Source organism: Plantibacter sp. lyk4-40-MEA-4 (genome assembly GCF_030209415.1).
GTDB classification, from domain to species: Bacteria; Actinomycetota; Actinomycetes; order Actinomycetales; family Microbacteriaceae; genus Plantibacter; species Plantibacter flavus_A.
The window spans coordinates 57653-82829 of sequence record NZ_JARVSA010000005.1; the positions used below are offsets into that span (position 1 = coordinate 57653).

24 protein-coding genes and 1 other RNA gene are annotated in these 25177 nt (G+C 69.9%); 9 read left to right on the forward strand and 16 right to left on the reverse strand.

Annotated elements, in window-relative coordinates:
* Positions 1-17: 17 nt before the first annotated feature.
* Complete coding sequence (locus QRN44_RS10245; protein ID WP_285039071.1) at positions 18-1535, reverse strand: protein kinase domain-containing protein; 1518 nt, start codon at positions 1533-1535, stop codon at positions 18-20.
* Positions 1536-1666: 131 nt separating this feature from the next.
* Here QRN44_RS10245 and QRN44_RS10250 point away from each other — a divergent pair, with 131 nt between their 5' ends.
* Positions 1667-2371, forward strand: coding sequence for a DUF4191 domain-containing protein (locus QRN44_RS10250; RefSeq protein ID WP_071260054.1), 705 nt, complete (start codon positions 1667-1669; stop codon positions 2369-2371).
* 88 nt (positions 2372-2459) lie between these two features.
* Here the strand turns inward: QRN44_RS10250 and QRN44_RS10255 are convergent, their stop codons facing one another.
* A complete protein-coding gene (locus QRN44_RS10255) occupies positions 2460-2891 on the reverse strand; it encodes an RDD family protein (protein WP_064293768.1) in 432 nt (143 codons plus the stop codon).
* Between the two features lie 139 nt (positions 2892-3030).
* Between QRN44_RS10255 and glnA the strand changes: the two genes are divergently transcribed.
* Positions 3031-4455, forward strand: a complete 1425-nt coding sequence (gene glnA / locus QRN44_RS10260) for a type I glutamate--ammonia ligase (RefSeq protein WP_056005986.1) — start codon at positions 3031-3033, stop codon at positions 4453-4455.
* Between the two features lie 75 nt (positions 4456-4530).
* Here the strand turns inward: glnA and QRN44_RS10265 are convergent, their stop codons facing one another.
* From QRN44_RS10265 to QRN44_RS10280, 4 genes are all read right to left on the reverse strand, one after another.
* Positions 4531-7524, reverse strand: a complete 2994-nt coding sequence (locus QRN44_RS10265; protein ID WP_285039072.1) for a bifunctional [glutamine synthetase] adenylyltransferase/[glutamine synthetase]-adenylyl-L-tyrosine phosphorylase — start codon at positions 7522-7524, stop codon at positions 4531-4533.
* Positions 7525-7545: 21 nt separating this feature from the next.
* The gene (locus QRN44_RS10270) at positions 7546-8901 is read right to left on the reverse strand and encodes a glutamine synthetase family protein (RefSeq protein WP_079705870.1); all 1356 of its coding nucleotides are present in this window, start codon (positions 8899-8901) and stop codon (positions 7546-7548) included.
* Between the two features lie 97 nt (positions 8902-8998).
* Positions 8999-10966 carry a hypothetical protein gene (locus QRN44_RS10275; protein WP_285039073.1) on the reverse strand — a complete coding sequence of 656 codons (1968 nt, stop codon included), beginning with the start codon at positions 10964-10966 and terminating at the stop codon, positions 8999-9001.
* A 105-nt stretch (positions 10967-11071) separates the two neighbouring features.
* Positions 11072-11257 carry a hypothetical protein gene (locus tag QRN44_RS10280; protein ID WP_064293764.1) on the reverse strand — a complete coding sequence of 62 codons (186 nt, stop codon included), beginning with the start codon at positions 11255-11257 and terminating at the stop codon, positions 11072-11074.
* A 34-nt stretch (positions 11258-11291) separates the two neighbouring features.
* Here QRN44_RS10280 and map point away from each other — a divergent pair, with 34 nt between their 5' ends.
* Positions 11292-12194, forward strand: a complete 903-nt coding sequence (map, locus tag QRN44_RS10285; protein ID WP_121290760.1) for a type I methionyl aminopeptidase — start codon at positions 11292-11294, stop codon at positions 12192-12194.
* Between the two features lie 9 nt (positions 12195-12203).
* On the forward strand, positions 12204-12980 hold the full coding sequence (ppgK, locus tag QRN44_RS10290) for a polyphosphate--glucose phosphotransferase (RefSeq protein WP_121290762.1): 777 nt from the start codon (positions 12204-12206) through the stop codon (positions 12978-12980).
* Between the two features lie 317 nt (positions 12981-13297).
* On the opposite strand, the gene rnpB is transcribed toward ppgK, so the two are convergent.
* From rnpB to QRN44_RS10310, 4 genes are all read right to left on the reverse strand, one after another.
* An RNA gene (gene rnpB, locus QRN44_RS10295) (RNase P RNA component class A) lies at positions 13298-13664 on the reverse strand.
* Between the two features lie 71 nt (positions 13665-13735).
* On the reverse strand, positions 13736-14473 hold the full coding sequence (locus tag QRN44_RS10300) for a zinc ribbon domain-containing protein (RefSeq protein WP_064293761.1): 738 nt from the start codon (positions 14471-14473) through the stop codon (positions 13736-13738).
* A gap of 44 nt (positions 14474-14517) precedes the next feature.
* On the reverse strand, positions 14518-15333 hold the full coding sequence (locus tag QRN44_RS10305) for a Nif3-like dinuclear metal center hexameric protein (protein ID WP_285039074.1): 816 nt from the start codon (positions 15331-15333) through the stop codon (positions 14518-14520).
* A 36-nt stretch (positions 15334-15369) separates the two neighbouring features.
* Complete coding sequence (locus QRN44_RS10310) at positions 15370-15987, reverse strand: LysE/ArgO family amino acid transporter (RefSeq protein ID WP_064293759.1); 618 nt, start codon at positions 15985-15987, stop codon at positions 15370-15372.
* 68 nt (positions 15988-16055) lie between these two features.
* Between QRN44_RS10310 and QRN44_RS10315 the strand changes: the two genes are divergently transcribed.
* From QRN44_RS10315 to QRN44_RS10325, 3 genes are all read left to right on the forward strand, one after another.
* Complete coding sequence (locus QRN44_RS10315) at positions 16056-16955, forward strand: LysR family transcriptional regulator ArgP (RefSeq protein ID WP_285039075.1); 900 nt, start codon at positions 16056-16058, stop codon at positions 16953-16955.
* A gap of 63 nt (positions 16956-17018) precedes the next feature.
* Entirely contained in the window at positions 17019-17438 is a 420-nt protein-coding gene (locus QRN44_RS10320; RefSeq protein ID WP_064293757.1) for an organic hydroperoxide resistance protein, read from the forward strand.
* 80 nt (positions 17439-17518) lie between these two features.
* On the forward strand, positions 17519-17683 hold the full coding sequence (locus QRN44_RS10325; RefSeq protein WP_153303432.1) for a hypothetical protein: 165 nt from the start codon (positions 17519-17521) through the stop codon (positions 17681-17683).
* Positions 17684-17697: 14 nt separating this feature from the next.
* Here the strand turns inward: QRN44_RS10325 and QRN44_RS10330 are convergent, their stop codons facing one another.
* The 3 genes from QRN44_RS10330 to QRN44_RS10340 form a co-directional block, all read right to left on the reverse strand.
* Entirely contained in the window at positions 17698-17937 is a 240-nt protein-coding gene (locus QRN44_RS10330) for a hypothetical protein (protein ID WP_285039076.1), read from the reverse strand.
* A 133-nt stretch (positions 17938-18070) separates the two neighbouring features.
* On the reverse strand, positions 18071-18997 hold the full coding sequence (locus QRN44_RS10335) for an aldose 1-epimerase family protein (RefSeq protein WP_175115883.1): 927 nt from the start codon (positions 18995-18997) through the stop codon (positions 18071-18073).
* Positions 18998-19007: 10 nt separating this feature from the next.
* On the reverse strand, positions 19008-20318 hold the full coding sequence (locus QRN44_RS10340; RefSeq protein WP_285039077.1) for a kynureninase: 1311 nt from the start codon (positions 20316-20318) through the stop codon (positions 19008-19010).
* A 71-nt stretch (positions 20319-20389) separates the two neighbouring features.
* Between QRN44_RS10340 and QRN44_RS10345 the strand changes: the two genes are divergently transcribed.
* Both QRN44_RS10345 and QRN44_RS10350 read left to right on the forward strand, forming a co-directional pair.
* Positions 20390-21034, forward strand: coding sequence for an FMN-dependent NADH-azoreductase (locus tag QRN44_RS10345; protein ID WP_285039078.1), 645 nt, complete (start codon positions 20390-20392; stop codon positions 21032-21034).
* Positions 21035-21124: 90 nt separating this feature from the next.
* The gene (locus QRN44_RS10350) at positions 21125-22696 is read left to right on the forward strand and encodes a molybdopterin-dependent oxidoreductase (protein WP_285039079.1); all 1572 of its coding nucleotides are present in this window, start codon (positions 21125-21127) and stop codon (positions 22694-22696) included.
* Positions 22697-22720: 24 nt separating this feature from the next.
* Here QRN44_RS10350 and QRN44_RS10355 read toward each other — a convergent pair whose 3' ends face one another.
* From QRN44_RS10355 to QRN44_RS10365, 3 genes are all read right to left on the reverse strand, one after another.
* The gene (locus tag QRN44_RS10355; RefSeq protein WP_121290780.1) at positions 22721-23497 is read right to left on the reverse strand and encodes an SGNH/GDSL hydrolase family protein; all 777 of its coding nucleotides are present in this window, start codon (positions 23495-23497) and stop codon (positions 22721-22723) included.
* Between the two features lie 45 nt (positions 23498-23542).
* Positions 23543-24586 carry an LLM class flavin-dependent oxidoreductase gene (locus QRN44_RS10360; RefSeq protein WP_175115887.1) on the reverse strand — a complete coding sequence of 348 codons (1044 nt, stop codon included), beginning with the start codon at positions 24584-24586 and terminating at the stop codon, positions 23543-23545.
* A gap of 69 nt (positions 24587-24655) precedes the next feature.
* Positions 24656-25006 carry a hypothetical protein gene (locus tag QRN44_RS10365; RefSeq protein WP_064293749.1) on the reverse strand — a complete coding sequence of 117 codons (351 nt, stop codon included), beginning with the start codon at positions 25004-25006 and terminating at the stop codon, positions 24656-24658.
* Positions 25007-25177 lie beyond the last annotated feature (171 nt).

Here is a 25177-nt window from a genome sequence, read left to right on the forward strand (position 1 = left end):
GCACCGTGTCCACCGCCTCACCCGGCGGTGAACACCTCTCGCAGACGCCAGCCCGTCTCGCCCCTCACCACGAGGAGCGTGACGGGCTGTCGTCGTCCTGCGGCGGCGTCGTCCGTCTCAGACGGCTCGGCCGTGCCGCGAAGGACCGCCGCGTCGCCCTGACGGTCGACGAGGTCCAGACTCGCCGCATCGATCGAGCCGATCCCGACACCGAGGTGCTCGTCGTCGTCGAACGGGGACCCGCGTTCGACGGAGTCCCAGACGCACCCCTCCTCCCCCGTCGTGCGGCACTCATCACGTCGACGGACGAGCTCGCGGGCCGCGTCCGCCGGATCGTCACCGGTGACCACGTCGACGGCGTCGGCTTCGTCCGCCGCCGACGTCGGTGTCTCCACCGGTGGCGCGACCGTCGTGACCGCCGCGGACGCCGGGCCGGCCGAACCGGCCGGCGTCGGTGCGATCGCGGTGCTCGGGTCTTCGGACGGCAGGAACACCATCGCCGCCGACACCAGCGCCACCGCCGCGCCCGCCGCTCCGATCATGAGTCGACGACGTCTCGGGCCGGTGTCGACGGACGGCGTCGAGCCGGCAGTGGCCGCGGCCCGGGTACCTCGCCCGGGTCGCCAAGCCAGACGACGGCGCAGCCGCGACACAGGATGCCGCGACAGACGCCTCGATTCAACCGCGGCTCGTCGGGTCGGCGGGAGCGGAGCGGTCCGCTGCGCGCGATCGGCGGAAGCACGGATGACATCGGCAGGCGATGCGGACGACGGGTCGACCCGGTCGAGCAGGACCGGGAGCGGTCGTGCCAGGGCGTGGATCCGCTGTTGCAGTCGATTGGCGATCTCGTGGTCGGCGAGTTCAGGCACGACGTCGGCCCAGGCCACGGTCGTGGGGGTTTCATCGGGGTCGGTCGCCTGCAGGACACCGTCCATGAGCCCTGCGAACGCCGTCCAATCGGCGGCGAACGCCGGTGCGGTGCGTCCGAGCCCACCATCGATGCTCTGTTGGTCCACGGGAGCTGCGCTCGACCACCCGGAGAGGACCGGTCGGCCATCGTCGGCGAAGCGCACGGCCGAAGCGCTGATCGACCCGTGACTGATCCCGGAGAGGTGCGCCGCGCGGATGGCGTCGACCAGCGGTGCCAGGATCGTGACGGCCTCACCGGGAGCGATCGACTCCCGGCGGCGCAGCAGTTCTCCCAACGTGCCGCCGGCGAGCCGCTCGACCAGCAGGCACGGGAGGCCGGTGGGATCCTCGGCGACGTCGACGAGTCTCACGATGTGCGGGTGGTCGAGTCGGGACAGGATGGCCGCGCGACGCCAGAGGTCGCGTTCGGCGGCGTCGGCCCTCGCTCGGAGCAGCACGGCGTCGCCCGCCGGGGAGGCCTGGTCGGTACGCCCTCCGGGCGCGGAGCCGGCGTGGGCGAGCACCGTCGAGTAGGCCGTCCACTCCCGGCGCTCACCCAGGCACCGGACGAGACGACGGCCGGCCACTCGGGTCGTGGAGGCGGACGGGTCTGGCAGTGTTTCCATAGCTCGATCCTCCGACGCGGAGTCCCGTCTGACAGCGTCGGCGCACGTGGCTGTGGACAAGGCCCCCGCGTCACCGGCCTGTGGAGCAGAACGCAGCATCAGGACCCTCCGTCACCGGCTATCCTGGGAGCATGGCTCAGAAGGACGCGCCCCCGGCGGCGCAGAAGGAACCAGGGCGGATCAAGCAGCTCTGGCAGGTGTTCCAGCTCACCCGTCGCCACGACAAGGCGGCGCAGTGGTTGATGCTCGGCGGCTTCATCCTGCCGGTGCTCATCGGTGTCGCGGTCGCACTGCTGTTCTCGGCGGGCAACATCTTCGCGCTCGTCATGTGGATCATCGCGGGTGTGCTCGCCGGTATCCTCGCGGCCCTGTTCATCCTCACCCGGCGCGCGGACAAGGTCGTCTACACGCAGATCGAGGGTCGGCCGGGCGCGGTGGGCCAGGTGCTCCGCGCTGCTCCGCGCTCGTGGCAGACCAGCGAGATGCCCGTCGCCGTGAACCCGAAGACCCAGGACGCGATCTACCGGGCCGTCGGCCGCGGTGGCGTCGCGCTGATCGCCGAAGGACCCCGATCGCGGACCTCACGCCTGCTCGAGGACGAGAAGCGCAAGGTCACCCGCATCCTCCCGAACGTGCCGATCACGGTGTTCCACGTCGGGCCCGACGCCGACTCGGTGCAGCTCCGCCAGCTCTCCGGCGCCCTCCGGAAGGTCAAGAAGTCCTTGACCAACCCCGAGGTGCTCGCGGTCAGCAACCGTCTGTCCTCGTTCGGTACGCAGCTCCCCATCCCGAAGGGTGTCGACCCGATGCGGGTCCGCCCGCAGCGCGCGCGCTGACCCACCGGAACCGCTCGGAACACTTCGCGGTGTCGGAACGACGGCCGCCCTCCTGACGGAGGGCGGCCGTTCGCGGCTCCGGCTGCGTTCAGCGCACCCGCAGGAGCACCGTGCCGGCGACCTTGTCGTGGAAGCCACGCTGGTCCGAATCCCAGACGAGCGCTGGAACGACCACGCAGAGGAGCACGGTTCGCACGGCCGGCCGCCAGAGTCCGACCCAACCGCCGGTCAACGGCATGAGACGCATGCCGCACAGCCGGTGACCGAGACTGCCGCCGATGGTCGGGATGAACACGAACTGCATGATGGCGAAGATCACGAGTGTCGCGGTGGCGTCGTAGGCGAAGAACGCGACCGAGAGGACGACCGCCACGGCCCAGTCGATGACGAGCGCGGTGATCCGCCGACCGACCCGCGCGACCGATCGGACGCCGCTCTCCGGGAGTCCCAGGCGTTCACCGGGGAAGGCGCTGGGAGGAAGCTCTCCGAAGGTCCGTGGATTCTGCGGGGTGTGGGGCACTGTGCCATTCTATTCGGGCGGGGATTCTCGTAACATCCACGAAACATGGGTGTCATGGTGGGGTAACCCCCTCCCCGTAGTCTCACAGATGGCTGCGCTGTGCAGCCTCCCTGTACCAACCCCATTTGGAGCCATTCACATGTTCAGTGATTCTTCCGAAGTGCTCAAGTTCATCAAGGACACCGATGTCAAGTTCCTCGACATCCGCTTCACGGACCTTCCCGGCGTGCAGCAGCACTTCAACATCCCGGCCAGCACCGTCGACGAGGAGTTCTTCACCGTCGGCCAGCTCTTCGATGGTTCGTCCATCCGTGGCTTCGCCAACATCCACGAGTCGGACATGCAGCTCATCCCGGATGTCTCCACCGCTTACATCGACGCCTTCCGTGCCGAGCGCACGCTCATCATGGTGTTCGACATCTACAACCCCCGCAACGGCGAGATCTACTCCAAGGACCCCCGTCAGGTCGCCAAGAAGGCTGAGAAGTACCTCGCCTCGACCGGCATCGCCGACACCGCGTTCTTCGCCCCCGAGGCCGAGTTCTACATCTTCGACGACGTCCGCTACGAGGTGAACCAGCACTCGAGCTTCTACTCGGTGGACTCCGAAGAGGGAGCCTGGAACACCGGCCGCGCCGAAGAGGGCGGCAACCTCGGCAACAAGACCCCGTACAAGGGTGGCTACTTCCCCGTCAGCCCCGTCGACAAGCAGGCCGACCTCCGCGACGACATCAGCCTCAAGCTGATCGACGCCGGCCTCATCCTCGAGCGTGCGCACCACGAGGTGGGCACCGGCGGCCAGGCTGAGATCAACTACCGCTTCGACACCATGGTCGCCGCGGCGGACGACATCCTCAAGTTCAAGTACATCGTGAAGAACACCGCCGAGCTGTGGGGCAAGACCGCGACCTTCATGCCGAAGCCGCTCTTCGGCGACAACGGCTCGGGCATGCACACGCACCAGTCGCTGTGGAGCGACGGCAAGCCGCTCTTCTACGACGAGAACGGCTACGGCGGCCTCTCCGACCTCGCCCGCTGGTACATCGGCGGCCTGCTGAAGCACGCCCCGGCCGTCCTGGCGTTCACGAACCCGACGGTGAACTCGTACCACCGCCTGGTCCCCGGCTTCGAGGCTCCCGTCAACCTGGTCTACTCGGCCGGTAACCGCTCGGCGTCGATCCGTATCCCGATCACGGGCACGAACCCGAAGGCCAAGCGCATCGAGTTCCGCGCGCCCGACGCGTCCGGCAACCCGTACCTCGCGTTCGCCGCTCAGCTGATGGCGGGCCTCGATGGCATCAAGAACCGCATCGAGCCGCACGAGCCCGTCGACAAGGACCTCTACGAGCTTCCCCCCGAGGAGGCCAAGAACATCCCGCAGGTGCCCGCATCGCTCGGCGCGGCGCTCGAGGCACTCGAGGCGGACCACGAGTTCCTCCTCGCCGGCAACGTCTTCACGCCGGAACTCATCGAGACCTGGATCCAGTACAAGCGCGAGAACGAGATCAAGCCGCTGGCCCAGCGCCCGCACCCGTTCGAATTCGAGCTGTACTACGGCGTCTGACGACACCTGCTGTACCGCGAACCGCCCGCCATCCTCTCGGATGGCGGGCGGTTCCGTGTGGTCGAGGCGATCGGCTCAGCTGCCGTAGAAGCCGTGCTCGAAGACCGTCCGGGCGCGCCGGGTGGCCGCGAGGTAGTCCTGTTCCAGGAGGCTCGCCGATCCGGTCGGGTACTCCAGGAGTCGCGCCACACCTTCGAGCTGTTGGCGGTCGCTCGGCAGCACGTCCTGCGTCTTGTTCAACCACAGCGTCATGGCCGAGCGGATCCGCGAGGCGAGGATCCAGGCCTCGCGGAGCCGTTCGGCGGACTCCCGATCGACGAGATCCGCCTCCACCGCCGCGTCGAGCGCTCGGAGCGTCGAGGTGGTGCGCAACGATGGCACCGCCGCACCGTGCTCGAGCTGGAGGAGCTGCACGAACCACTCGACGTCGCTGAGCGAGCCGCGCCCGAGCTTCAGATGTCTCGTCGGGTCGGCGCCCTGCGGCAGCCGCTCGTTCTCGACGCGTGCCTTGATCCGCTTGACCTCGCGGACGGACTGCTCGCTGATGGCGGCTGGGTAACGGACCGTGTCCGCCACCTCGGTGAACGCCTCGATGAGCTCGGTGTCGCCCACGACACCGGCGGCGCGGAGCAGCGCCTGCGCCTCCCAGGTGAGGGACCAGCGCGCGTAGTAGTTCCGGTAGGAGTCGAGGGAGCGCACGAGCGGACCGTTCTTCCCCTCGGGACGGAGGTCGAGGTCGAGGTCGAGCGGGAGCCGGGCGTCCTCGCTCAGACGCTTGAGCTCTGCGGCGATCGCTCCGGCCTGGCGCTGTGCATCCTGGGTGTCGACCCCCTCCTTCGGCCGGAACACGTAGAGGACGTCGAGGTCCGAACCGAGTCCGAGCTCTGCGCCGCCGTAGCGGCCCATGGCGATGATGGCGAACTCGATGTCCGCGCCGAGGCCGCCGATGCGTCTGACGGCGCCGAGGAGCCCTGCGAGCGTCGCCGTCGACACGTCCGTCAGTCCGGCGGCGAGGCCCTGCACGTCCAGCATGCCGACGGTCGACGACATCGCCAGCCGGAGTACTTCACGTCGCCGTACCGCTCGGATGGCGGCGGCTGCGGTGTCCGGTGAGTCGTGTCGTCTGAGGATGGCGGCGATCTCCTCACCGAGCGCGGTCGACGATCGCGGCAGGAGGTCCTCGTCTCCGGCGAGCCAAGCGGCCGACTCGGGGATGCGGTCCATGAGCTCGCCGATGAACCGGGACCCCGAGAGGACCCGTGTGAGCCGCTCGGCCGCGCCTGAGGAGTCGCGGAGCATCCGCAGGAACCAGTGCGACTCGCCGAGGGACTCGCTGAGCCGCCGGAACGCGAGCAATCCGTAGTCGGGATCGGCGCCGTCCGCGAACCAGCCGAGCATGACGGGGAGCAGATGCCGCTGGATGTTGGCGCGCCGCGACACGCCGGCGGTGAGCGCCCCGATGTGGGCGAGCGCGCCGCGGGGGTCGACGAAGCCGATCGCCGCGAGTCGCGCCTCCGCCTGACCGCTCGTCAGACTCAGACCGCTCTCGGGCAAGGCCGCGACCGCCGAGAGCAGCGGCCGGTAGAACAACCGCTCGTGCAGCTGCCGGACACCGTGTTTCGTGGTCTCCCATCGCGTGACGAGGGCCTGTGCGGTCGTCGCGAGCGTGCTCGAGCGGGCCAGGGATCGGAGGGACGGCTCGTCGCGCGGCATCATGTGCGTGCGCTGCAGTCGCGTCAGCTGCAGGCGGTGTTCGAGCACGCGCAGCAGGCGGTAGTCGTGAGCGAACTCCTGCGCCTCGGCGCGACCGATGTACCCGGCGGTCGCGAGGCCGTCGAGGGCGGCGAGGGTGTCGCGTTGATGCACGGAGTCGTCGAGCTGTCCGTGGACGAGCTGGAGCAGTTGCACCGTGAACTCGATGTCGCGGAGCCCGCCCGGGCCGAGCTTCAGTTGGTAGTGGACGTCCTCCGCGGGGATGTGTTCGGTGACCCGTTCGCGCATGCGCTGGACCGACTCGACGAAGCCCTCGCGGGACGCACTCCCCCACACCTTCGGCTGCACCGCATCGATGTAGCGGGCGCCGAGCTCGGGATCGCCGGCGAGGGCCCGTGCCTTGAGGAGCGCCTGGAACTCCCAGCTCTTCGCCCAGCGGTCGTAGTACACGAGATGAGACTCGAGCGTGCGGACGAGGGCGCCGGCCTTCCCCTCCGGGCGGAGGTTCGGATCGACCTCCCACAGACTCGGTTCGAGACCCGCCTGTCCGAGACCGCGCATGGTGAGGACCGCGAGCCGGGTGGCGATCTCAACGGCACGCCCGTTGTCGAGCCCGTCCTCGCCGTCGCCCGAACCCTCACCGACGAAGATGACGTCGACGTCGGAGACGTAGTTCAGCTCCCGTGCGCCCGCCTTGCCCATGCCGATGATGGCGAAGCGGGTGGCCGCGACCTCCTCGCGCGGGTACACGCCGGGACCCCTCGGGCCGCTCGTCTGCGTGCGTGCGACGGCGATGGAGGCCTCCAACGCACCGGCAGCGAGATCGGAGAGGGCACTGGCCACCCGGTCGAGCACGACGATCGGATCCGGGGCGCAGAGGTCGAAGAGGGCGACCTCGGCGAGCAGTCGTCGGTAGACCACGCGGATCGCGTCCCAGGCCGGCTCCTCGACCATCGCGGCGAAGCCGTCCTCGGCGCCGACGCTCGCGAGCAGTTCGTCGCGCGCCTCCTGCAGCGTCGGGACACGGGTCACGGGCAACTCGAACACCGACAGCTGGTCGGGGTGGCGGAGGAAGAAGTCGATGAACCCCTGCGAGGCACCGAACAGTCGGAACAGGCGCTCCGCCGAGGCCTGGTCCGCCAGAAGGGCTGAGAGCTCGTCGGGTGACTTCCGACCGATCATCAGCACACCGACCAGCGCGGCGTCGGGGTCGGCCGCGACGGCGAAGGAGGGCGACAGCGACGCCGGGTCGAGTCGGACGAGTTCCGCGAGCTCGTCCAGCCGGTCCCTGGCCTCACCCAGACCGGTGAACCCGAGTCGGGCGAGCGTGCTCAGGGAGATGTTCTCGCGGACCATACGACCGACCGGTCCCCTCGTCTAGAGCATCTCCAGGTTGCTGGCCAACTCGAAGGGGGTCACCTGGGCCCGGTACTCGTGCCATTCCTGTCGCTTGTTCAGCAGGACGTAGTTGAACACCTGCTCCCCGAGCGTCTCCGCCACGAGTTCGGAACCCTCCATGAGACTGACGGCGCGATCGAGGCTGGCGGGCAGCGCGTTGTACCCCAGCGCCCGACGCTCGGTGTCGGAGAGCGTCCAGACGTTGTCCTCGGCCTCCGGTGGGAGCTCGTAGCCCTCCTCGATGCCCTTCAACCCAGCGGCGAGCATGAGCGAGAAGGCGAGGTACGGGTTGGCGGCGGAGTCGATGGCGCGGTACTCGACCCGTGCGCTCTGGCCCTTGTTGGGCTTGTAGAGCGGCACGCGCACGAGTGCCGAGCGGTTGTTGTGGCCCCAGCAGACGAAGCTCGGAGCCTCGGACAGCTTGTTCGGCCCGACGCCACCCCAGAGTCGCTTGTAGGAGTTCACGAACTGGTTCGTCACCGCGGTGATCTCCGGGGCGTGCGTCAGGAGTCCGGCGATGAACTGCCGGCCCGTCTTCGAGAGCTGGTACTGCGCACCCGCCTCGTAGAAGGCGTTCGAGTCACCCTCGAACAACGACATGTGCGTGTGCATGCCGCTGCCGGGCTGGTGGACGAGCGGCTTCGGCATGAACGTCGCGTAGACGCCCTGCTCGATCGCCACCTCCTTCACGACGGTGCGGAAGGTCATGATGTTGTCGGCCGTGGTCAGGGCGTCGGCGTATCGCAGGTCGATCTCGTTCTGGCCGGGGCCCGCCTCGTGGTGGCTGAACTCGACGGAGATCCCGAGGTCTTCGAGCATCCGGACGGAACGTCGACGGAAGTCATGAGCGGTGCCGCCGGGCACGTTGTCGAAGTAACCCGCCGAGTCGACCGGCTCCGGTCCGTCGACGCCGTACTGCGAGGACTTCAGCAGGTAGAACTCGATCTCGGGGTGCGTGTAGAACGTGAACCCCATGTCGGCGGCCTTCGCCAGGGTGCGCTTCAAGACGTTCCGCGGGTCGGCGACGGCGGGCTGGCCGTCGGGCGTCGTGATGTCGCAGAACATGCGCGCCGTCGGGTCGATCTCGCCGCGCCACGGCAGGATCTGGAAGGTCGTCGGATCGGGGTGGGCCAGGAGGTCCGACTCGTAGGAGCGGCTGAGCCCCTCGATCGCCGATCCGTCGAAGCCGAGGCCCTCGGAGAACGCGCCTTCCACTTCGGCCGGGGCGATCGCGACGGACTTGAGGGTCCCGACGACATCGGTGAACCACAGCCGGACGAACTTGACGCCCCGCTCCTCGATCGTGCGGAGAACGAAGTCGCGCTGCTTATCCATCTGCCCCTCTTCCTTCGGCCGGCGGCCCGTGTCTAGGCTACTGGCTCCGTCCCCGTTCCCGCTCATCCGCGCGCGCCGGGCGTGGGCGATCCACGGCTCACCACCAGGCGAGGACGAAGAGTGCGGTCCAGCCGGCCGTCGCCGCCCACAGCAGCGAGAGTGCGGCGATCCGCAGCCGTGATCCACGGTGGGCCCCTTGCCACACGGGCACCAATCCGAGGCAACTCACGAGGAGGGCGATGGAGAGCCACGGCAAGGCGGCGGGCACCCCGACGAGAGCGATCGCCGGACTCGAGGTGGCCGCACGGACGAGCACGACGGCTCCGCCGATCGCCCACGTCGCTCCGAACACCGGCGCGATCCCGAGCAGGAGACCGTCCTGGACCGGCTGGCGTCGAAGCGCCTGGGTGATCAACCGGTAGCCCCACGCCACGGACCATCCGATGGCCACGAGCCCGAACAGGATGGGCAGCACCAGCAGCAACCACCTGCCCCCGGCGTCCGACGAGGTCTGCTGGGCCCATCGCGGGCTCGCCGCGACATCGGCTCGATCGACCACGGCTACGGCCGCGTCGTCGGCGTCGCAGAGCGCCGCCCGATAGCTCGCCGGATCGCTGAGCCACGCACGCATCGCGACCCGTGCGCACGCACTGCTCACCGATGGGACGGCTCCCGACCCGGGGAAGACCGCCACGAGCGCGTCCGCCGTGCCGCCGGCGACGGGGCCGGCGAGAGCGGCTGCCTGTTCCGGGGCGCCGAGCACGAAGACCGACGTCCCGACCGCTCCCGGTGGCGGCGTCGCACCCACGGCGAACGAGGAGCAGGCAGCGGCCGCGACGTCCTCCAGCAGCGTCGTCGTGGTGACCTCCGCGTCCGAGCGTTCGGCGGCCCCGGGCCAGCCGGTCGTCGAACACCCGAGCACGTGGTCGAGGATGACACCGGGGTCGGCCAGCCGGGCGATCGCATCGTTCGCCACGGGATCCAGCACCGTGCCGTCGCCGTCCGCGATCGAGCTCAGGAGCACCGGGAGTGCCGCCTGGGCGGTGGGTTCGGACAGTGCGTGTGAGGCGATCGCCAGGAGCGCGTCGCCACCGAGGGTCATCGCGTGCGCGCCGGAGGTGCGGTGCGGCGCGGCGACGAGCGCATCGGTGGCGGTGGCGAGGATCCCGGCGGAACCTGTCGGCTCGCTCGGCGCGGTGTCCGGGGTCGCGGACTCCGGTTCCTCAGCGGCGGCGGCCTGTGGTGCCGCCGGCGGGGACGGGACGGGGCCCTGCGGCTCGACGCCGCGCGCACGGACGACGGCCAGGGCGGCCGCCACACCGCCAGCGGAGACGATCCCGGGTGCACCCAGGTCAGGGCCGTCGAGGACGACGCCGTCGACACCACCCGGATCGACGTCGGGGGCCGCGAGGGCCACGCCGGCCGACGTGCCCACGGCCAGGATGGTCCATCGCGCGTAGCCCAGCTGCTGCCGAAGGTCGCGGAGGTCCGTAGCCGCGGGGGCGACGCCGAAGTCGCTCGGCACGACGCCGTCCTCGTGCCAGGACGCGGTGCAGGACGCGAAGGCCGCGTCGACCGCGGCGACGCGGGCTGCACGGTCCCCATCAGCCCCGAGCGAAGCGCGGATGGCTGCGTTCGCCGGCGCGCAGTCGAGCGACGGTGTGGCGTCGAGACCGCCCCGGCGTTCGACGAACACCACGTCGCGGTCAGCAGCCAGCCCGTCCTCGACCGCGAGCCGCTGGATGTCGAGCGACGAGAGCGCCGACCCACCGGCGAGGTAGACGAGCGGCGGTCGTCCGGTCTCGAGGGCGGCCGGGACGAGCACGTACGGCAGGGTCGCCTCCGTCGAGTCCGGCACCGTGCGTGACAGAGGCACCGTCAACACGCCGCAGCGGGAACCACCGGGGACCGTTGTGACGCACTCGGCTGCGGTGACCTCGGTGGCGACCATCGGCGCTGCAGCGGCCGGCGACGTCGGCATCAGGAGGAGTCCGAGGGTGAGGGCCGCGACGACACCTCGTCCGACGGCGATCGGTCGCCTCCGCGGACGGTCGATCCTGTGCATGTTCCCCCCCGCTCGAGCTCCATCGCTCGGCCCATCCTGGCGGATCGCACCACGCCTGCGGAAGAGGGCAGACCCGCGATCCGCTCGCGACGCGACCCGGGTGGCTCAGTCCTCGGCAGCCTCGTCGGCGTCCCACTTCGCGCTGTTGGCGCGGAGTCGCTCGAGTGCGTGCGAGGCCTCCGCAGCCGTCTCGAAGGGACCGACGCGGTCCACGACACTCGACTCGAAGCCGAACTCGACCTGGCCGGTCTTCGTGTTGTACCAGTACTGCTCGGATGGTTCCTTCGCCACGGCGCGTCTCCCCTGCTCGGTTAGGCTTGATCCTATGCCTTTCGACACCGCAGGTCACCTGGTCCCCGGTCGCGTCGGCCGCCCCCGATCGGTGCCGGAGACGATCGTCCGCCCCGAGTACGTCGGCCGCGCCGCACCGGCCACCGACACCCGGGGCGACCTGTATTCGGCTGAGGAGATCGAACGCATCCGGGTCGCCGGAACCATCGCCGCCGATGCGATCCAGGCCGTCGGTGCGGCGGTCCGTCCCGGGGTCACCACCGACGAACTGGACGCCATCGGGCATGCGTTCGTCATCGGCAAGGGCGCCTATCCGTCGACGCTCGGGTACCGCGGCTACCCCAAGTCGATCTGCAGCTCGGTCAACGAGGTCGTCTGCCACGGCATCCCCGACGACACCGCCTTGCGCGAGGGTGACCTCGTGAACATCGACATCACGGCCTACCTCGACGGCGTGCACGGCGACAGCAACGTGACCTTCCTCGTCGGCGACGTCGCCGACGACACACGGCTCCTCGTCGAGCGCACCCGGGAAGCTCTCAACCGGGGCATCAAGGCCGTCGCCCCAGGCCGGCAGATCAACGTCATCGGACGTGCGATCGAGTCCTACGCGAAGCGGTTCGGGTACGGCGTCGTCCGCGACTTCACGGGCCACGGCGTCGGACGGTCCTTCCACTCCGGGTTGATCGTCCCCCACTACGACGCCGCGCCGCTGTACGACACGGTGATGGAGCCGGGCATGGTGTTCACGATCGAGCCGATGCTCACGATCGGCTCCCAGGACTGGGAGCAGTGGGACGACGACTGGACGGTCACGACGCGCGACCGGTCGCTCACCGCACAGTTCGAGCACACGCTCGTCGTCACCGAACGCGGCGCAGAGATCCTCACGCTTCCGAGCCCGATCGACACCGACGCAGCGCCCGCGGCGCTCTAGGCTGGACGCATGACGAACGCAGCTCCCCGGTCCGCCGTCGGCATCGATATCGGAGGGACCGGCATCAAAGGTGCGGTCGTCGACCTCACGACCGGTGCCCTCCTCACCGATCGGGTGAAGATCCCCACGCCGAAGGGTGGCGAGCCGAAGGACATCGTCGTGACGGTGCGCCAGGTGCTCGAGCAGCTGTCCCCGGCCTCGGACGGACTCCCGCTCGGCGTCTGCTTCCCCGCGATCGTCCGCAACGGCCGGACGATGTCCGCGGCGAACGTCTCCGACGCCTGGATCGGCCTCGAAGCCGAGCAGCTGTTCGAGCAGGGCCTCGGGCGTGAGATCACCTTCGTGAACGATGCTGACGCGGCCGGGTACGCCGAGACCGAGTTCGGCGCGGCCAAGGGCGCCAGCGGCCTCACGATCCTGACGACGCTCGGCACCGGCATCGGCACGGCGCTCATCTACAACCGCACGTTGATCCCGAACGCGGAACTCGGACACCTGGAGATCGACGGCAAGGACGCCGAGACGCGGGCGTCCTACGCGGTCAAGGAGCGCGAGGACCTGAGCTGGGAGAAGTGGGCCAAGCGCCTCCAGAAGTACTACGAGCGCCTCGAGTTCCTCTTCTCGCCCGATCAGTTCGTGGTGGGCGGCGGCGTGTCCAAGCACGCGGACCACTTCCTGCCGCTGCTGAAGCTCGACACCCCGATCATCCCTGCCGTGCACCGCAACAACGCGGGCATCCTCGGCGCAGCCGCTCTCGCCGCCGGCCCCGCCGAACGCATCGCCTGAGCGCTGCGGGCGCGCTCTGGCGATTCCGTCGCGGCGCCCGGCGTTGAGTGTGAACGGGTCGACCGGTATGCCGGGTTCCGTCCGACGCTTGCGCGGGTGTCGCAGTACGGCTCGACGCAGTCGCGGCCGTGCTGGGGTGTGAACGGGTCGACCGGTACGCCGGGTTCCGTCCCACGCTTGCGCGGGTGTCGCAGTACGGCTCGACGCAGTCGCGGCCGTGCTGGGGTGTGAACGGGTCGACAGGTACGCCGGGTTCCGTCCCACGCTTGCGCGGGTGTCGCAGTACGGCTCGACGCAGTCGCGGCCGTGCTGGGGTGTGAACGGGTCGACCGGTACGCCGGGTTCTGTCCCACGCTCTCGCGTTTGGACGGCCATCTCTCTCGGGACGACGTTGCCGCCGCCCTCTAGCGGTCTACCCGGGAACTTGGCGAGCAGCCTCAGCGTTCCCTGTTGACCTTGCTCCGGACGAGGTTTACCGAGCCGACCGGGTCACCCCGGTCGCTGGTGGGCTCTTACCCCACCGTTTCACCCTGACCGTGGTCGCCCACGGCGGTCTGTTCTCTGTGGCACTGTCTCGCGGGTCACCCCGGGTGGGTGTTACCCACCGCCCTGCTCTGTGGAGCCCGGACGTTCCTCGGCACCGACACCCGGAGGTCTCGGTGACGCGACCGTCTAGCCGGCCCGTTCACGGAGACGAGTCTACCGGCCCGTGACAGCGGCCGCGGACCGCCGGTGTCGTGCAGCCCGCGTCCGACTCAGATGAGGCCTGACTCGTCCGTCCGGACGACGATCGCGGCGCACTCGGGGCACTGCACGACCTCTTCGGACGGCGCGGCGCGGACGGCCTGGAGGTCGTTGCCGGTGAGCGACATCTTGCATGCGCCGCAGGTGCCGGCGCGGAACAGTGCTGCACCGATGCCGCCGCGGGCGCGGCGCTGGTCGTAGAGGGCCAGGAGGTCGGCGGGGATGCCGGGTGCGAGTGACTCGCGGTCGGCGGTGAGTCGTGCCCGTTCGGCCTCGAGCTCGACGAGTTCTGCGTCGCGCTTGGCGACGACCTCGTCGAGGAGTTCCTGGAGTCCGGCGCGCTCGGCGTCGACCTGGGCGACGGCGTCCTCCGCGGCTTCGACCCGCTCCATGACGTTCAGCTGGATCTCTTCGAGGTTGTTCTGCCGGTTCTGCAAGGAGGCGATCTCGCTCTGCAGCGCTTCGACGTCCTTGACGGAGGTCGACGACTGGAGACGGTCGGCGTCGCGCTTCATGCGGGCCGCGACGACGGCGACGTCGGACTCGATGCGCCCGAGCTCGGTCTGTGCATCGTCGCGGACGCCGACCCGCTCCAGGCGACGGAGGCGGACGGTCTCGATCTCGGCCTGGAGCTGCGCGATGCGCGCGGCCTCGGGGAGGTTCGCCGCGCGGTGGGCGGTGCGCTGCACGCCGGTGTCGATGCTCTGCAGGGTGAGCAACGTCTTCTGGTCTGCTGGGCTGGCTTTCACGTCTGTTCCAAACTCTCGACTCATCACCCTACCGGCCGCGCCGACTACTGGGTGACGACGAAGTCCCACGGGTCGGTACGCAGCTCGCTGACCCGGACGTCGAGTCCCGGGAGCTCTCGTCGGAGCGCGTCGGCGGCCCCCTCCAACCACAGCCACTCGCTCGCCCAGTGGGAGACGTCGACGAGGGCCGGCCCGCCGCCGAGGAGTGCCTGTTCCCGGGCCTCGGACGCCGGGTGGTGGCGGAGGTCGGCCGTGATGTACACGTCGGCCGCGCGGACCGCGGGGTGGGACAGGAGCGAGTCCCCCGCTCCCCCGCAGAGCGCGATCCTCCGGACGGCCTGGTCGTAGTCGCCGGAGGCACGGACCCCCGTGGCGGTCGCCGGCAGGATCTCGGCCAGGGCACGTGCGATCGCGCCGAGCGTCGTCACCTCCGGGAGGTCGCCGACCCGGCCCAGCCCGGTCAGACCGTCGGCGGCAGGGACGATCGGAGCCGGGTCGTGCAGGCCGAGACGTCGGGCGAGGACGTCCGAGGTCCCGTCCACGACGACGTCGGCGTTGGTGTGGGCGGCGATGAGTCCGGCGCCGCCACGGATCAGGCGCATGATGAGCGACCCCTTGTACCGGTCACCCGCCACGGTCGTGACACCACGCATCAGCAGCGGGTGGTGGACCAGCAGCAGACCGTCGGGGCGCTCGAGCACCTCGTCGACGGTCACCCCGACCGCGTCGACCGCCAGGAGCACATGCCCGACCGGCTGGTCCGGGTCGCCGACGAGGAGCCCCGGGGCATCCCAGTCCTCGGCTCCGGACAGTGGCCAGAGGCGCTCGACGACCGTGTTGACCTCACGCAGGGTTCTCATCACCCGGCAATCCTAACCAGGCACCCTCGAGCACGCTCAGGGGCGCAGGACGAGCATGATCGCGAGGGCGATCATGACGACCGCGATCGCGACATCGAGGATGCGCCAGGCCACGGGCTTCGCGAAGACCCCGCGGAGCAGTCGCGCGCCGTACCCCAGCGCGGTGAACCACAGGATGCTCCCGAGCACAGCGCCGGCGGCGAACCACCACCGCCCCAGCTCCCCGTGCGTGTTCGCGATCGAGCCGAGGAGGAGCACGGTGTCGAGGTACACGTGGGGGTTCAGCCAGGTGAGGCCGATGACGGTGAGTACCGCCGCCCTGAGCGAGAGGCTGTTGCCACCACGGTCGGCGGCGAGACCGGACGGGGCGAGTGCACGGCGTGCGGCCAGCAGGCCGTAGCCGAGCAGGAAGGCGGCCCCGGCCCAACGGAGGACGACGAGGACCACGGGGAACCGCTCCACGACGAAGCCGATGCCGCTGACACCGGCGATGATGAGCACCGCGTCGGAGAGTGCGCAGACCAGCACCACGGGAAGGACATGCTCGCGCCGGATGCCCTGCCGGAGGACGAAGGCGTTCTGGGCGCCGATGGCCACGATGAGTGAGAGGCCGAGGCCGAGGCCCGCGATCGCGGCCTGCAGTGCGGAGGTCATCCTCCGACCGTAGGAGGCGCAGCATAATGAATCCAGTTCAATATTCTGATGAATCGTAAGATCCTCTTATGATGGACTTCAATTTCGAGCAACTGCGGGCCTTCGTCGCCGCCGTCGACCACGGCACCTTCGAGTCGGCCGCCCGGGAGCTGATGGTCACGCCGTCGGCGATCAGCCAACGCATCAAGGCCCTCGAGCAGAGCGTCGGACGGGTCCTCCTGCTCCGGACCAAACCGATCACCATCACGGCGTCAGGTGAGATCGTGCTCCGCCTCGGCCGCGCGGTGCACCTGCTCGGTCACGACGCGGCGCTCGAGTTGCACGCCGACGACGCGCTCACGCCGGCCACCCCCGCGGTCATCCCGATCGTCGTGAACGCCGACTCCCTCGCCACCTGGCTGCTGCCCGTGCTGGCGGACGTCGCCGCACGGGAGTCGGTCGTCTTCGACCTCGCTCGCGAGGACCAGGACCATTCGACGGACCTCCTCCGTGCGGGCAGCGTCATGGCCGCCGTCACGTCGAACGCCGAACCGGTCCAGGGGTGCACGGTGCGGCCTCTCGGCCGGATGCGATACCGGCCGATGGCCTCACCCGCGTTCGCGGCGCGCTGGTTCGAAGACGGGGCGATCGCTCAGGCGCTCACCGCAGCGCCCGTCGTCGTGTTCGACCGGAAGGACGATCTCCAGGACGCCTACCTCCGACGACGTGGCGTCGACCCCGCCGACCCGCCGCGGCACCATGTTCCGGCCTCGGCGGACTTCGCGACCGCCGTCGGCCTCGGTCTCGGCTGGGGCATGCTCCCGGACGCGCAGTCCGACGCGCCGCTGCGCAGGGGCGATCTCGTCGTACTCGACGAGACGGGCGGCGTCGACGTCCCGTTGTTCTGGCAGCAGTGGCGACTCCACTCCCGACTGCTCGAGCTCGTCACGACGGCGGTGGTCGACGCGGCTCGATCCACGCTGTACTGAACGACTGCCGAGAGCTCCCGGAGAAGGTGCGCCGGGCACGCACGACGGTGCAAGGATGGAGCAATGGATATCGCGTACACAGCAGTTGCCCATGCCACCGGAGGCGGACGAGACGGACACGTCCGCAGTGAGGACGACCTCCTCGACTTCGACACCCGTCCCCCGAAGGAACTCGGCGGCAGCGGCGAGGGCACCAACCCCGAGCAGCTGTTTGCTGCCGGCTTCGCCGCGTGCTTCCTCAGCGCCCTCCACGCCGTCGGGCGCACCGCGAAGCTCGACACGAAGGACGCCGAGGTGTCGGCCAGCGTCGGCATCGGATCGAACGGTGAGGGCGGCTTCGGCCTGGCCGTCGAGCTCGACGTCTACGTGCCGAACGTGACGCACGACGAAGCCCAGCAGCTGGCCGACCAGGCGCACCAGGTGTGCCCCTACTCGAACGCCACGCGCGGCAACATCGACGTGACGGTGTCGATCGTCGACTGACGAACCTCTCGCCCACAAGGGCTGTCGATCGTCGTGTCCGCCGGTTACCCTGGCGGGCACGACGATCGAGAGGAAGCATCATGTCTGATTTCGGGGCGGTCGAAGGCATTCGTGACGAGGGCGCGGCGGCCATGCTGCCGGGGCTCCCGGACGCCGTGGTCGAGGACGAGGCACTGGACGATGACGCGCCCGCCGAGGACGCAGCGGACGATTCCGGAACGGGTCTCGCCGATTCAGGTGCCTGACGACGGGATCGCGCTCAGCGCAACAGTGACGCGGCGATGACGCCGACGATGCCGAGCTGCAGTGCGAGCACGACACCGATCGTGATGAAGAGCGTGCTCCAGAGGACGATGTTCCCCAGGAGGACGCCCACGAACGCCCCGAACCGTCCGCGCGGTCGAGCCGTCGGCCGCGCCACCTGCAGCCGCTCGGTCTGTGCAATCCGGGGCGTGGACAGGGTGAAGAGGTTCGGGCTGGTGTCCAGGTGCGTGGTCATGCCACAAGTGTCCGTCGACACCCGGGGGCGGCACATCGGACGCCAGGGCGATCATCGTCCCCGCGGCGTCATCCTGTGAGCTGATCCTCGTCCGCCCGTGGGACGGTCGATTGTCCGCCGAACGGCGTGCCGGTCACACCTGCGTGAGTCGGATCCCCCAGGACAGCGACCACCGCTCGTCGGGCTCCAACCATCGGAGTCCGGTCCCGCTGTTCAGCGCATCGGCGGGGGCCGTCATGGGCTCGATGGCGATGGCCTGCGTCGGTCCGTCTGCCGCCGGGAAGTTCTTCGGCGTGTAGACCTGGACGAACCGGAAGTCGTCGTCCGCCCAGAGTTCGACGGTGTCGCCGTCGGGTGCGGTGAGCCGGTGTCGGACGGCACCGTCGACCTGCCGGACCGAACCCAGGCCGACGTCGATCGAGAGGTCGCCCACGCGAACACCAGAGCGCAGATCGTACGGGGTTCCGTCGACGGGGCGGGAGGCGACCGGGATGCGCTGCTCGTCCGTCTCGAACCAGGTGTCGGCGGCCACCGTCACGGTGAGGTCGGCGGTCGGTACGTCGCCGAGCGCCAGGTAGGGGTGAGCACCGACGGCGACCGGCACGGGGCGACTCGACCGGTTCACGATCGTGTGGGTCACCCGCAGGCCGTCGTCGTCCAAGGTGTAGGCGACCGAGGTGTCGAGGCGGAACGGGTAGCCGTGCTGCGGGAACACCGAGGCGAGCAGGGTCACCGCGTGATCGGTGTGATCCCCCGCCCGGTACCCCGTGTTGCGCAGGAGCCCATGGGAGGCGTTCCCGGTCGCCGCCTCGGTGACGTCGAGCTGCTGCGGTTCACCGTCGAGCGTCCACCGGGCATCGCGGACGCGGTTGGGCCACGGCACGAGCACCATGCCGCACCCCATCGGGGCGACGACGTCCTCACCGAAGGACTGCACGAGGGTGCGTCCGCCGACCGTCAGTTCGCGGAGTCCGGCGGCGAGTTCGGTGACCGTCGCTCGGACCTCGCCCTGCGGACCGGTGTGGTGGAGACGGTACTGGGTTCCAGAGGCAGCGGGCATGCCGCCAAGCCTACGACGGACGTCCGCCGGGCGGGGTGAAGCCGGGTGAGGCCGTCCACCGGTGGACGGCCTCGGCGATCCGGATCAGCCCGCGTTCGAGCTCGGCGAAGCCGGAGCTCAAGGGGGCGACCCCGATGCGGAGACCGTCCGGGTGCCGGAAGTCGGGGATCACACCCGCATTCCAGAGCAGCGGGGTGATCTCGCGGAACGACGGGTGACCGAGCGTCACATGACCACCGCGACGCGCCGGATCACGAGGGGTCATCACCCTGACACCGGAGCCTGCGAGGTGCTCGTCGGCCCAGGAGATCGCGAACGTGGTGAGGGCCTCGGACTTCTCCCGGATGGCGGCGACCCCGGCGGACTCGATGAGCGTCAGCGAGTCCTCGAGCGGCAGCATGCCCACGATCGGTGGCGTCCCGCTGAGGAACCGGCGCATCCCGACGGCCGGCTGATAGGCGTCGGCCATGGCGAAGACGTCGGCGGCGCCCATCCACCCCTGGATGGGCTGGAGGAGCCGGTCCTGATGGCGTGCCGCGACGTAGGCGAACGCCGGAGCCCCGGGCCCGCCACCGAGGTACTTGTAGGAGCAGCCCACCGCGAGGTCCACGCCCCACCCGTCGAGCTCGATCGGGACCGCACCGGCGGAGTGGCACAGATCCCAGAGGACGAGTGCTCCCGCCTGATGCGCGATCGCGGTCAGCTCCTCGACGTCGAGCAGCGCTCCGGACCGGTAGTCGACCTGGCTGAGCACGACGAGTGCGGTCCGCTCGTGGACCACCTCGCGCAGCCGGTGCGCGGCGACACCGTGGACCGGGTCGGCGTCGATCCATCGCACACGCAGACCACGTTCAGCGGCGACCCCCTCGATCACGAAGCGGTCCGTCGGGAAGTTCCCCGCATCGATCACGAGCTCGTCGCGCGGCGCACCTCCTCCGGCAGACGACGTCGCGTCGACCGCCGCGCGGATCAGCTTGTACAGCAGCACGGTCGTCGAGTCGGCGACGACCGTCTGGCCGGGTGCGGCACCGAGCACGACCGATCCCAGGCGGTCGCCGAGCGTCAGCGGCAGCTCGAACCAACGGTCGTCCCACGACCGGATGAGCCTCGTCCCCCACTCCTCCGCGATGAACGACTGCAGCCGCTCCGCCGTGGCCCGCAACGGCCGCCCCAGGGAGTTCCCGTCGAGGTAGGCGACGACGCCCTCGGCCGGGACGAACGCCGCGCGGTGTTCCGCGAGCGGGTCGATCTCGTCGAGGACGCGTGCGTCCGGGCGGGTGGAGGTGGCGGGGGCTGGGGCTGGGGCTGGGGCGTCGACCATCCTGCGACGGTAACCGCCACCAGTGCGTGCCGCAAGGAAGCGGACGGGACCCGGCTTGCTAGCGTTGCCGCATGCCCACGCTCCTGCACCTCGACTCCTCCGCCGATCTCGACACCTCCCGGTCCCGCCGGCTCTCGCAGGCCGTCGTGGACGCCTGGTCGAACGCCGACCCCACCGGCGTCGTCGTCCGTCGCGACCTGCACCGCGATCCGGTCCCCCACCTCGCCGACGCGAGTCTCCACTGGGCGCCGGCCGACCGCCGCCCCGGTGCGAACCCGCCCGCCGAGTCCGAGACGCTCCAGCGCATCCTGCTCGACGAGCTGCTCGGCGCCGACATCGTCGTGATCGGCGCGCCGCTGTACAACTTCTCGATCCCGTCGTCGCTCAAAGCGTGGATCGACCACATCCACGTGCCGGGCGTCACCTCCGCGGACACGGGAGCGCTCACCGGCCGGCCGGTCGTCATCGCCACCAGCCGCGGGATCGCCTACGACGCGGGCAGCCCGACCGAGGGTTGGGATCACGAGGTGCCGGCGCTGCGGACGTTGTTCGGCGGAGCCCTCGGCATGGACGTCCATGTCATCACGACGAGTCTGACCCTCGCCGACCAAGACCCGGCGCTCGCAGCGCAGCGCGAACGGAGCGAGCAGGAGTTCGCAGAGGCCCTCCGGTCGGCGTCCGAGACGGGACTGCGGCTGGCCGTCTCGACGGCCTGACAGCCGACACGACGGGCGGACGGCGGATCCGACCCGTCTGATCCGGGCAGTGCTCCGAACTCCTGTCGAGCCACGATCAGGGAGTAGCACATGCCATCGAAGCACCAGACCGGTACCACACGGGGCGGACGACGTCTCGTCTGGTTCGCGGCAGCACTGTCCGGGATCGTCGCAGCAGCGGTGTTCCTCGCGATCGCCGAGCTGGCGGCGCTGTTGTTCGCCCGCGGCAGCAGCCCCCTCCTCACCGTCGGATCGTTCGTGATCGACATCGTCCCGCGGTGGGCGAAGGAGTTCGCGATCGAGACGTTCGGCAGCAACGACAAGATCTTCCTCCTCGTGAGCCTCGGGGTCGCCGTCGTGATCGCCGCGGCGATCGCCGGGGTCCTGCAGCAGATCCGTCCACCGCTCGGTGTCGTGGTCCTGTTCGCGGCCGGCGTGTTCGCCGGAGCGACGACCGTCACCCGCGCCGGTGCCACCCCGCTCGCCGTCGTCCCGGTGATCCTCGGTCTCGCGGCGGGCGTCGTGGTCCTCATCCTCCTGAGCCGTCGCCTGCCGAAGCGCGCCGCGAACGGTTCGGACGACGAGCGCGCGGCGTTCGACCGTCGAGGCTTCTTCCGCGTGGCCGGCATCGCGGCGGCCGGTGCCGTCGTCGTCGGCGTGGGCGCACGCCTCGTGAACGTCACCACCTCGTCGATCACGGCCGTCCGCGACGCCCTCAAGCTCCCGGCACCGAAGTCGACCGTCACGATCCCCGATGGAGCCGAGGCGGACGTCGACGGCCTCAGCCCGCTCTTCACGCCGAACGACAAGTTCTACCGAGTCGACACCGCGCTGACCGTGCCGACGGTCGACCCGGCCACGTGGACGCTCACGATCGACGGCATGGTCGGCGAGCAGGTGCAGATCACCTTCGAGGAACTCCTCGCGATGGGTCTCGACGAATACGTCATCACCATGACCTGCGTCTCGAACGAGGTGGGCGGCAACCTTCTGGGCAACGCGAAGTGGCTCGGTATCCCTGTCCGCGACGTCCTCAAGCGGGCGATGCCGGACTCGAAGGCCGACATGGTCCTGTCCACGAGCGTCGACGGGTTCACGGCGAGCACGCCGCTCGAGTCGCTCACCGACCCGAACCTGGACGCGATCCTCGCCGTGGCGATGAACGGCGAGCCGCTGCCGCTCGAGCACGGTTTCCCCGTGCGTATGGTCGTCCCGGGCCTCTACGGCTACGTGTCGGCGACGAAGTGGCTGACGAAGCTGACGGTCACGACGTTCGAGAAGGACGAGGCCTACTGGACCCCGCGCGGCTACGACGCGAAGGCGCCCATCAAACTCTCCTCGCGGATCGACACGCCCCGGATCGACAAGCAGGTGCCGGCGGGTCCGGCCAAGATCGCGGGCGTCGCCTGGGCGCAGACCGTCGGGATCGCCAAGGTCGAGGTCAGCATCGACAACGGCGACTGGCAGAGCGTCAACCTCACGACCGCCATCAACGACGACACCTGGGTGCAGTGGTGGATGGACTGGGAGGCGACCGCCGGCACGCACTACGTCGCCGTCCGCGCGACCGACAAGGCCGGAAACCTCCAGATCGAGAAGCAGGCGCCGATCGCTCCGAACGGATCCTCCGGTTGGCAGCGCACACTCGTCCGCGTCGGCTGACGGTCCGCGGCTGACCGGTAACGGTCAGCCGCGGGTGTCGACCGGTCGCAGCTGGGCGATCTTCGGTTCGCGACCGTCGCCCGAGGACCGACCGGTCAGACGGCGCCCGATCCACGGGAGCACGTGTTCCCGGTAGTAGGCCGCGGTGCGACGTTGACGCGGACCGGGCGGGGCAGCAGCGACGTCCTCGATCCCCCACTCCTCCGGGACCGGCACGTCGAGCGCCGTCAGCACGTTGCCCGCCACCCGGGCGTGGCCGAGGGCGTTGAGGTGCAGCCGGTCCACCGACCAGTACCGGAGGTCGGCGAGCGTCCGGTCAGCCCAGTTGTCGACGAAGGTCACCCCGTCACGCGGATACCGCACCCGCACGGCCTGGGCCAGCTGCTCGCCGCGGCGGGCGAGGAGCGAACCCATCGGGATGTGGGCGGAAGGGTTCGCCCCGCTCAACAGCAGCACGTGGGCTCCCCCGGCACGCAGACGATCGACCGCACCGTCCAGGCGGTCGGCGACGCCGTCGATCGACACCCGCGGGCGCATGATGTCGTTGCCGCCGCCGTTGAAGCTGACGAGGTCCGGACCCATCGCGATCGCACGGTCGAGTTGTTCGTCGAGGATCGGGACGAGCTTCCGCCCGCGGATGGCGAGGTTCGCGTAGCTGACGGTCTCCGTTGAGGCCCGGGCGAGGCCGAGGGCCACGAAGTCGGCCCACCCGCGGAGGGTGCCGTCCTCCCGGAGATCCCCGTAGCCCTCACTGAAGCTGTCGCCGATGGCCACGTACCGTCTGAACCCGTGCTGCGTCATACCTGCACTGTACGCGCGACCGGAAGCCGTCTCCGACCGGTCCGCTCAGGCCGGACGGGACTCCCCGTCCGCGGCCGGTCGCCAGCCGAGGGCTGGCCCGAGCGCGCCGGCGATGTCGGTGAGCAGCTGCGTGTAGTCGTCCGCTTCGAGCGTGAAGGGGAGGGCGAAGGCGACCTCGTCGACCTCCTGGAATCCGGCGTGCTCGTGCAGCCGCTCTGCGATCTCCGCACTGCTGCCGACGAGGTCCTCCGCGAAGAGCATCCGCCGCGGCCCATGGGCGACGCCGACGCGGTGCCGTCTCGAGTCGACGTACTCGCGGTACCGGGCTCGCTGGGTCGCCGTCGCGGAATCCGTCGGGATGACCACGAGCCCCTGCGACACGCGGGCCCGCTCACCCGCCGGGTGGAGTTCTCGGAACCGACGCACCTGGGCGGCCTGGTTCGCCGCGAAGTCCGTCGTGCCGTCCTCGGCGGCGATGACGCTGCTCGTGAGCAGGTTGAATGACTGCTCACCGGCCCAACCCGCCGACCGCAGGCTGCCGGCTCCGTACCAGAGCCGCTCCGCCAGACCGTCGGCGTGCGGCTCGACCCGTGAGGAGTAGTCCTCCTGGCCCTCACGACCGGCGCTGTCGCTGACGACGTCACCGCGGATGAAGGAGCGGAGGCGCAGGACGCGGTCGTAGCCGAGGTCCTCCTGGTCGAGCGTCGACGGGTAGATCGCGTGCTTGAACGCGTCGAAGCGCATCGGCTCACCGGTGCTGAAGCCGGGAAGCAGCCTGCCGCCCGAGAGGACGTCGACCGTGCCCAGGTCCTCTGCGAGCCGGAAGGGGTTCTCCGCGCCGAGCGGTGTGACCGCGGTGCCGAGCGCGATGCGCTTCGTGCGCTGCGTCGCCGCCGCGAGGACGGCGACCGGTGAGGAGATGCCGAACTGCAGATGCCGGTGCCGCAGCCAGGCGCTGTCGAACCCCAGGCGTTCACCGAGCTCGATGAGCTGCAGGGTCGCCTCGTGCCCGGCCGCCGGCTCCTCGGGGTCGAACAGGCCCATCGTGAGGAACCCGAGTCTGCGGAGCGGTGCTGAGGATCTGGCCATGCATCGACTCTACGACGCCGTTCCGACGCGACGATGCTGCAGGAGCCGGACGTGCCCGCGCCGCGGGTGTCAGCTCGGCGAGCCGGCCAGCACGGTGAACATGGCGCCGATGCTCCCGAGGATGAAGAGCATCGTTCCGAGCTGCATGGTCAACGACTTGTTCCGGGACGCCGTCGGGACGTCCACCTCCAGGATCGGACACCCGGACCAACCCAGCAGACCGATGCTCAAACCCACGATGACCGAGCAGCACCACCAGACCACGCGGAGTCCCTCGGCGAGGACCGCCGGTCGCCAACCTGAGCTGAGGAGGAGCCCGAGGACGATCGCGGTGCTCCCGACCGCGACGCCGAACCAGACGGTTCCGGTGCGCATGATGCGCTGGACGTTGTTCTCGGGTGACATGAGGTCCTGTGACACGTGGTGCGGCTTTCTCGAGGTTCCGATTCCTGACGAGGGCCACATCCGGCCATCATGGTCGCTCGCAGCCCCGAACAGGAGCATAGACCCGGTCGCGGGAGGCGACTCCCGTTCGACGGGGGCTTGCGCCGACGAGGGTCGCGACACAGACGAAGCCGATCGAGGATCCGT

Coding starts and splice junctions, on each gene's coding strand:
- QRN44_RS10345 (WP_285039078.1), top strand. CDS start 20,390: ATGCCCACGCTCCTGCACCTCGACTCCTCCGCCGATCTCGACACCTCC.
- QRN44_RS10275 (WP_285039073.1), bottom strand. CDS start 10,966: ATGCACAGGATCGACCGTCCGCGGAGGCGACCGATCGCCGTCGGACGA.
- QRN44_RS10245 (WP_285039071.1), bottom strand. CDS start 1,535: ATGGAAACACTGCCAGACCCGTCCGCCTCCACGACCCGAGTGGCCGGC.
- QRN44_RS10350 (WP_285039079.1), top strand. CDS start 21,125: ATGCCATCGAAGCACCAGACCGGTACCACACGGGGCGGACGACGTCTC.
- QRN44_RS10305 (WP_285039074.1), bottom strand. CDS start 15,333: ATGAGAACCCTGCGTGAGGTCAACACGGTCGTCGAGCGCCTCTGGCCA.
- QRN44_RS10270 (WP_079705870.1), bottom strand. CDS start 8,901: ATGGATAAGCAGCGCGACTTCGTTCTCCGCACGATCGAGGAGCGGGGC.
- QRN44_RS10315 (WP_285039075.1), top strand. CDS start 16,056: ATGATGGACTTCAATTTCGAGCAACTGCGGGCCTTCGTCGCCGCCGTC.
- QRN44_RS10310 (WP_064293759.1), bottom strand. CDS start 15,987: ATGACCTCCGCACTGCAGGCCGCGATCGCGGGCCTCGGCCTCGGCCTC.
- QRN44_RS10335 (WP_175115883.1), bottom strand. CDS start 18,997: ATGCCCGCTGCCTCTGGAACCCAGTACCGTCTCCACCACACCGGTCCG.
- QRN44_RS10330 (WP_285039076.1), bottom strand. CDS start 17,937: ATGACCACGCACCTGGACACCAGCCCGAACCTCTTCACCCTGTCCACG.
- QRN44_RS10340 (WP_285039077.1), bottom strand. CDS start 20,318: ATGGTCGACGCCCCAGCCCCAGCCCCAGCCCCCGCCACCTCCACCCGC.
- glnA (WP_056005986.1), top strand. CDS start 3,031: ATGTTCAGTGATTCTTCCGAAGTGCTCAAGTTCATCAAGGACACCGAT.
- QRN44_RS10325 (WP_153303432.1), top strand. CDS start 17,519: ATGTCTGATTTCGGGGCGGTCGAAGGCATTCGTGACGAGGGCGCGGCG.
- QRN44_RS10265 (WP_285039072.1), bottom strand. CDS start 7,524: ATGGTCCGCGAGAACATCTCCCTGAGCACGCTCGCCCGACTCGGGTTC.
- QRN44_RS10360 (WP_175115887.1), bottom strand. CDS start 24,586: ATGGCCAGATCCTCAGCACCGCTCCGCAGACTCGGGTTCCTCACGATG.
- QRN44_RS10355 (WP_121290780.1), bottom strand. CDS start 23,497: ATGACGCAGCACGGGTTCAGACGGTACGTGGCCATCGGCGACAGCTTC.
- QRN44_RS10250 (WP_071260054.1), top strand. CDS start 1,667: ATGGCTCAGAAGGACGCGCCCCCGGCGGCGCAGAAGGAACCAGGGCGG.
- QRN44_RS10320 (WP_064293757.1), top strand. CDS start 17,019: ATGGATATCGCGTACACAGCAGTTGCCCATGCCACCGGAGGCGGACGA.
- ppgK (WP_121290762.1), top strand. CDS start 12,204: ATGACGAACGCAGCTCCCCGGTCCGCCGTCGGCATCGATATCGGAGGG.
- map (WP_121290760.1), top strand. CDS start 11,292: ATGCCTTTCGACACCGCAGGTCACCTGGTCCCCGGTCGCGTCGGCCGC.